The 3356-nt window shown below is 67.0% G+C and carries 2 protein-coding genes; both read right to left on the bottom strand.

Annotated features, from left to right (window positions below; genetic code table 11):
• The coding region (gene cobN / locus Q8Q83_RS12360; RefSeq protein ID WP_305624128.1) for a cobaltochelatase subunit CobN at positions 1-2626 on the bottom strand (2626 nt) is incomplete at its 3' end.
• Between the two features lie 94 nt (positions 2627-2720).
• Positions 2721-3356 (bottom strand): GTP-binding protein (locus tag Q8Q83_RS12355; RefSeq protein ID WP_305624126.1); only part of this gene is annotated, 636 nt, incomplete at its 5' end.

Raw genomic sequence — 3356 nt, 5'->3', positions numbered from 1 at the left:
CCGCCTGCACGCCGATGCGCCAGGCGGTTGGCGTCGGCAGGTTGCGCACATCGACGCTGTAGAAGTTGCGCCCGGTGGGCAGCACATCCAGGCGACCGCGACTCGGCGCGCCACTCGGCCCGGCGGGGACGAAGCGCCCGGCCAGCGCAGCGAGCAGGCCGTGCATCTCGGCCTGGCCGCAGGCATCCAGCAGCGGCGCGATCTGCTCACGCAAGCGCTGCAGTACCTGGCTACTTTCCGCGCCAACGGATGCAAAATCCAACCCGTCGATCAGGTGCAAGGCCAGCAGTTCCAGACGCTCGCGGGTATCGCCGGCAGTACGCCAGGCGTCGTCACTCTGCTCTGCCAGCACGGCCGGGCGCGGCCCCTGCCAGGGCGCGGCCATCTCGCAGTCGAGCGGGTCGAAGCCCAGCTGCAGATCGCGGGCCAGGGCGCGCAGCAGGCTGGCGTTGCCGCCCTGGCCATCGCCCCGGGGGATACGCAGCAGCGCCAGCAATGTGTCGCGGCGCAGCGTGCCGAGCGGTGATTCGCCAAACACATGCAGGCCATCGCGGATCTGCGATTCCTTGAGGTCGCACAGGTAGGCGTCCAGCTGCGGCAGCCAGCTGTTGGGGTCTTCGTTGAGTTGCAGGCCCAGCTCGCGGTCCAGGCTGGCCTCGCGCACCTTGAGCAGAATCTCGCCGCGCAACTCGGAGGCGCGGCGCAGGTCGAGCTGGCTGGCCTCGTAGTATTCGTCGGCCAGGCGTTCCAGATCGCGCAGCGGGCCGTAGCTTTCGGCGCGGGTCAGCGGCGGCATCAGGTGGTCGATGATCACGGCCTGGGTGCGGCGCTTGGCCTGAGCACCCTCCCCCGGGTCATTGACGATAAACGGGTAGATATTCGGCAGCGGGCCGAGAATCGCGCTCGGCCAGCACTGCTCGGATAGACCGACGCTCTTGCCCGGCAGCCATTCCAGATTGCCGTGCTTGCCGACGTGGATCACCGCATCGGCGGCGAACGCCCGGCGCAGCCAGCAGTAGAACGCCAGGTAGCCGTGGGGCGGCACCAGATCGGGGTCGTGATAGACCGCGCTGGCATCGACCTGATAACCGCGCGCCGGCTGGATGCCGACAAAGGTCAAACCAAAGCGCAGGCCGGCGATCATCAGCCGCCCGCCGCGCTCTCCTCGGTACATGGGGTCCTGCTCGGGGCTGCCCCAGCGTTCGCGCACCGCCTGCTGGTTGGCCTCGGGCAGGCTGTGGAAAAACCCCAGGTAGTCGTCCAGCGCCAGGCTCTGGGCGCAGGGCCTCGCGTCGAGGCTGTCCAGGTCGTTGGTCACCCCGCCGAGCAGCTGGTGGATCAGCGCGGTGCCGCTGTGCGGCAAGCGTTCGACCGGATAGCCCTGCTGTTCGAGGGCACGGAGGATATTGAGCGCCGCCGCCGGGGTATCCAGGCCGACACCATTGCCGATGCGCCCATCGCGGGTCGGGTAGTTGGCCAGGATCAGGGCGATACGCTTGTCGGCGTTGCTTTTGCGCGCCAAGGCAATCCAGTTGCGCGCCAGCTCGGCGACAAAATCCATCCCCGGTAGGTTTGGCCGGTAACACACCACATCGCTCTGGCTGCGCTCGCTGCGCCAGGCCAGGCCCTTGAAGCTGATCGGCTGGGTGATCAGGCGGCCGTCCAGCTCCGGCAGCACTATATGCATGGCCAGGTCGCGCGAACCCAGGCCCTGGGCGCTAGCTTGCCACTGTTCGAGGTTGTCCAGCGCACAAATGGCTTGTAGTACAGGCACGTCACGCCTGAAGGGGCGTAGCTCCGGCGCTTCCGGATTGCTCATGGCAAAGCCGGTGGTATTGATAATCAGCGCCGCGCCGGTCTCATCCAGCCAGCTTTCGACCTGGGCTAAACAGGCGTCCTCTTTCAGGCTGGCGACGGCAATCGGCAGCGGATTGAGTCCCTGGGCCTGCAAGCGCTGGCAGAACACATCGATAAAGGCGGTGTTGGCCGCCTGCACCTGGGTGCGATAGAACAGCAGCGCCACCACCGGCGCATCGGTCTGCCAGCTTGCGCGCCAGTCCGCCAGGCTCGGGTTGGCCTGCTGCGGGTGATACAGGCCCACGCGCGGCAAGGCCTGGGGTTCTGCCCAGGAATAATCGCGCTGCAACCAGCGGCTGGCGATGCAGTTAAATAGCTGCAAGGCGTTGCCCGCACCGCCCTGGCGGAGGAACTGCCAGAGCCGCTCGACCTCCGCCACCGGCACGTTGCTCAGGCCAGTCAGTTCGGGATCGGGGCTGTCGTCACCCGGCACCAGTATCACCCGCGCACCGCGTTCGGCCAGCTCGACCAGGCGCTCGATGCCGTAGCGCCAGTAGCTGACGCCACCGTGCACGGAAATCAGGATGACCTTGGCGTGCTGCAGCACCTGCTCGACGTAGAAATCCACCGAGGCGTGGTTACTCAGCTGCGCCGGGCTGGCCAGGCGCAGGCTCGGGTAATCCGCCGGCAGCTGCCGCGCCACCTCGGCCAGCAAGGACAGGTGCGAATCGCCGGTACAGAGAATCACCAGCTCGGCCGGGGTCTGGCCGAGGTCGGTGATGCTGTCGGCCGGCAGCTGGCTACCGGGCTGGATGCGCAATAGGTGCATGGTTAGCCGATGCCCATGGAAAGCATCGCCAGCAAGCTGGCTCCTACAGGAGCATGCGTTCGTGTAGGAGCCAGCTTGCTGGCGATCAGCCTATTCACGCCAACGCCGCCTGCAACTCGGCAGTGATGATGGCCTGATCCAGGCTCTGGCCAATCACGATCAAGCGGCTGATACGCGCCTCATCGGCCTGCCAGGCGCGGTCGAAATGCTTGTCGAAGCGCTGGCCGACGCCCTGCAGCAGCAGGCGCATGGGCTTGCCGGGAATAGCCGCGAAACCCTTGATACGCAGAATGCCATGGCTGCTTACGGCGGCTTTCAGCGCCTGCAACAGACGCGCTTCCTCGGCCTCGGGCAGCTCGACGGCGAAGGAGTCGAATTCATCGTGGTCGTGCTCTTCATGCCCCTCCAGATCATGGTGGGTCTTGCGCCCGTCTATATGCAGCTCGGTCTCGCAGTTCAGGCCCAGCAGCACGTCCAGCGGCAGCTCGCCGCCATGGGCTTCGATGACCTTGACCGCCGGCGGCAGCTCCTCGGCCACCTCAGCGCGCACCGCGGCCAGGGCGGCGGCGTCGAGCAGGTCGGCCTTGTTGAGGATGACCAGGTCGGCGCTGGCCAGCTGGTCGGCGAACAGCTCGTGCAGCGGCGATTCGTGATCGAGGTTGGGGTCCTGCTTGCGCTGGGCGTCGACCTGCTCCGGGAAGGCGGCGAAGGTGCCGGCGGCCACGGCCGG

It is taken from the genome of Pseudomonas sp. (genome assembly GCF_030696055.1).
Taxonomy (GTDB): domain Bacteria; phylum Pseudomonadota; class Gammaproteobacteria; order Pseudomonadales; family Pseudomonadaceae; genus Aquipseudomonas.
Note: the sequence above shows the minus strand (reverse complement) of the source record. Positions and strands in the feature narration are given on the sequence as shown.